The organism is Flintibacter sp. (assembly GCF_046973065.1).
Window position 1 is genome coordinate 1 of sequence record NZ_JBKVXZ010000075.1, and the last position, 3,098, is coordinate 3,098.

The 3,098-nt window shown below is 60.7% G+C and carries 2 protein-coding genes and 1 pseudogene; all 3 read left to right on the forward strand.

What is annotated here, in order from left to right; all coding sequences use genetic code 11:
* Positions 1-172 precede the first annotated feature (172 nt).
* Positions 173-436 carry an extracellular matrix regulator RemB gene (gene remB, locus ACLTXB_RS17435; RefSeq protein ID WP_008982342.1) on the forward strand — a complete coding sequence of 88 codons (264 nt, stop codon included), beginning with the start codon at positions 173-175 and terminating at the stop codon, positions 434-436.
* A gap of 104 nt (positions 437-540) precedes the next feature.
* On the forward strand, positions 541-2,493 hold the full coding sequence (gene gyrB, locus ACLTXB_RS17440; RefSeq protein ID WP_428227823.1) for a DNA topoisomerase (ATP-hydrolyzing) subunit B: 1,953 nt from the start codon (positions 541-543) through the stop codon (positions 2,491-2,493).
* 51 nt (positions 2,494-2,544) lie between these two features.
* A pseudogene (locus ACLTXB_RS17445) lies at positions 2,545-3,098 on the forward strand (DNA gyrase subunit A); the annotation flags it as partial.

Genomic DNA, 3,098 nt, shown 5'->3' on the forward strand with positions numbered 1-3,098 from the left:
GCAGATGACTGTGAGCGCCCGCTGCGCGAAGGCGCTCACCGGAATCAACCCCCAGTCACTCTTTGGTTCCTTTCTGGTGACACAGAAAGGAACCCGCCCCGCAGGGCGGAACCCTCCCCCCAACAAATCAAATCCACAAAACAGACCATGAATGTGGAAAAAGGAGGCCACCATGTATCTTCATATCGGACAATCGGTGGTGGTCCCCTACCGCCAGATTTTAGGCATCTTCGATTTGGATAACGCCAGCTGGGCCTATAAAACCCGGGAGTTCCTGGAGCGGGCCGAGCGGGAGGGCCGGGCAGTCTGGCTGGGCGACGACCTGCCCAGATCGTTCATTTTGGTGGGCGAGGGAAACGCCCCACCCACCGTCTACATCTCTCAATTATCCACCGCAACTCTGCTGCGGCGGATGGAAAATAACTCCTTTGAGTAATATCTACCTATCAACAATACGGAAAGTTGAGAGCGGAGAGGGAAGAAGTCCCTTCTTTCCCCTCCCCTCTCAACCCTTCCAACGACTTGACCGGAGGTAAGCATATGGCAGAAAACAACGAGCTTCAGCAGCTCAATTCCACCCAGGTGGAGCACGAGTACGGCGGCTCTGAGATCCAGGTTCTGGAGGGCCTGGAGGCGGTGCGCAAGCGCCCGGGCATGTACATCGGCTCTACCAGTGAGTCGGGACTTCATCACCTGGTGTACGAAATTGTGGATAACTCCATCGACGAGGCCCTGGCGGGCTACTGCACCGATATCACCGTGACCATCAATCCCGGCAATACCATCACCGTTACCGACAACGGCCGTGGTATCCCCGTGGACATCCAGCCCCAGACCGGCCGTCCCGCTTTGGAGGTCGTCTTCACCGTTCTCCACGCCGGCGGTAAGTTCGGCGGCGGCGGCTACAAGGTCTCCGGCGGTCTGCACGGCGTAGGCGCCAGCGTGGTAAACGCCCTGTCCGAGTGGCTGGAGGTCCAGGTCCACAAGAACGGTGAGATCTATGAGATGAAGTTTTCCCGGGGAAAGATCACCCAGGAGATGAAGGTGGTGGGCAAGACCGATCATACCGGCACCACCGTCACCTTCAAGCCCGACCCCGAGATGTTCGACACCCTGGAGTACAACTACGAAACCCTCCACACCCGCATGCGGGAGGAGGCCTTCCTCAACGCCGGACTGCGCATCCAGACCGTGGACCTGCGCCCCGGCCAGGAGAAGGAAGACGACATGTGCTACGAGGGCGGCATCCGGGAGTTTGTTACCTTCATCAACCGCAACAAGACCCCCATCCACGACGGGGTGATCTACATGTCCGGCGCCCGGGAGGACTCCATGGCCGAGATTGCCATGCAGTATAACGACGGCTATCAGGAAGTCATGGTCTCCTTCGCCAACAACGTCCACACCCCCGAGGGCGGCATGCACGAGGAAGGCTTCCGCCGGGCGCTCACCAACACCCTCAACGCCTACGGCCGGAAGATCGGCGTGCTGAAAAATGACGACAAGGTGTCCGGCGACGACTGCCGCGAGGGTCTCACCTGCGTCATTTCCGTCAAGCTTACCGAGGCCCAGTTCGAGGGCCAGACCAAGGCCAAGCTGGGTAATGCGGAGATCCGCACCCTGGTAAATGCCGTGGTCTCCGAGAAGCTGGAGATCTTCCTGGAGGAGAACCCCAAGGTGGGCAAGCTCATCCTGGAGAAGGCAATGATGGCCAACCGGGCCAGAGAAGCCGCCCGGAAGGCCCGGGAGTCCATCCGGAGAAAGACTGCCCTGGGCGGCGCGGCGATGCCCGACAAGCTCCGTGACTGCAACGAGGCCAACCCCGAGCTCACCGAGCTCTACATCGTCGAGGGCGACTCCGCCGGCGGCTCGGCCACCCAGGGCCGGGACAGCCGCTTCCAGGCTATCCTCCCCCTGTGGGGCAAGATGCTCAACGTGGAGAAGGCCCGGGCGGACAGGGTGTATGGCAACGATAAGCTCACCCCCGTCATCACCGCTCTGGGCGCGGGTATCGGAGATGACTTTGATCTCAATAAGCTGCGGTATCATAAGGTCATCATCATGGCCGATGCCGACGTGGACGGCGCCCACATCCGTACCCTGCTGCTGACCTTCTTCTTCCGCTTCATGCGGCCTCTCATCGACAATGGCTATGTGTACGCCGCCGTCCCTCCCCTCTATAAGCTCACCAAGGGCAAGACCACCCGGGTGGCCTTCTCCGACGAGGAGCGGGACAAGATCTCCGCCGAGCTCCGTGGAGACAACCCCAACGCCAAGGTGATTATCAACCGCTATAAGGGCCTGGGCGAGATGGACCCCCACGAGCTGTGGGAGACCACCATGGACCCCGAGAAGCGTACCCTCAAGCGCATCGAGCTGGACGACGCCGTCCGGGCCGATGAGATCTTCACCCTGCTCATGGGCGAGAAGGTGGAGCCCCGCCGGGAGTATATCCAGGAGAACGCCAAGAAGGCGGTCAACCTGGACTTCTAAGCGGTCCTTTGTCCCTGTTTTTTCAGCCATCCTTCAAGGAGGAAACAATAGATGAGTAAAAAACCCCAATACGATCCCGAGGAGATCCGTTTCCCGGACCAGGTGATCAAGACTGCTCCCCTGGTCAAGGAGATGGAGGACTCCTACATCGAATATGCCATGTCCGTTATCGTGGGCCGGGCTCTGCCCGACGTGCGGGACGGCCTGAAGCCGGTACACCGCCGCATCCTCTACGCCATGTACGAGGACGGCCTCACCAGCGACAAGCCCTTCAAAAAGTCGGCCACCTGCGTGGGCGACGTGCTGGGCCGCTACCATCCCCACGGCGACCAGTCGGTCTATGACGCCCTGGTGCGTCTGGGCCAGGACTTCTCCATGCGCTATGTGCTGGTGGACGGCCACGGTAACTTCGGCTCTATCGATGGCGACCCCCCTGCCGCCTACCGTTACACCGAGGCCCGCATGTCCAAGCTCTCCAACGAGATGCTCCGGGACATCGAGAAGGAGACGGTGGACTGGGACCCCAACTTTGACGAGAGCCGCAAGGAGCCCCGTGTCCTGCCCAGCCGCTTCCCCAACCTGCTGGTGAACGGCTCCTCCGGTAT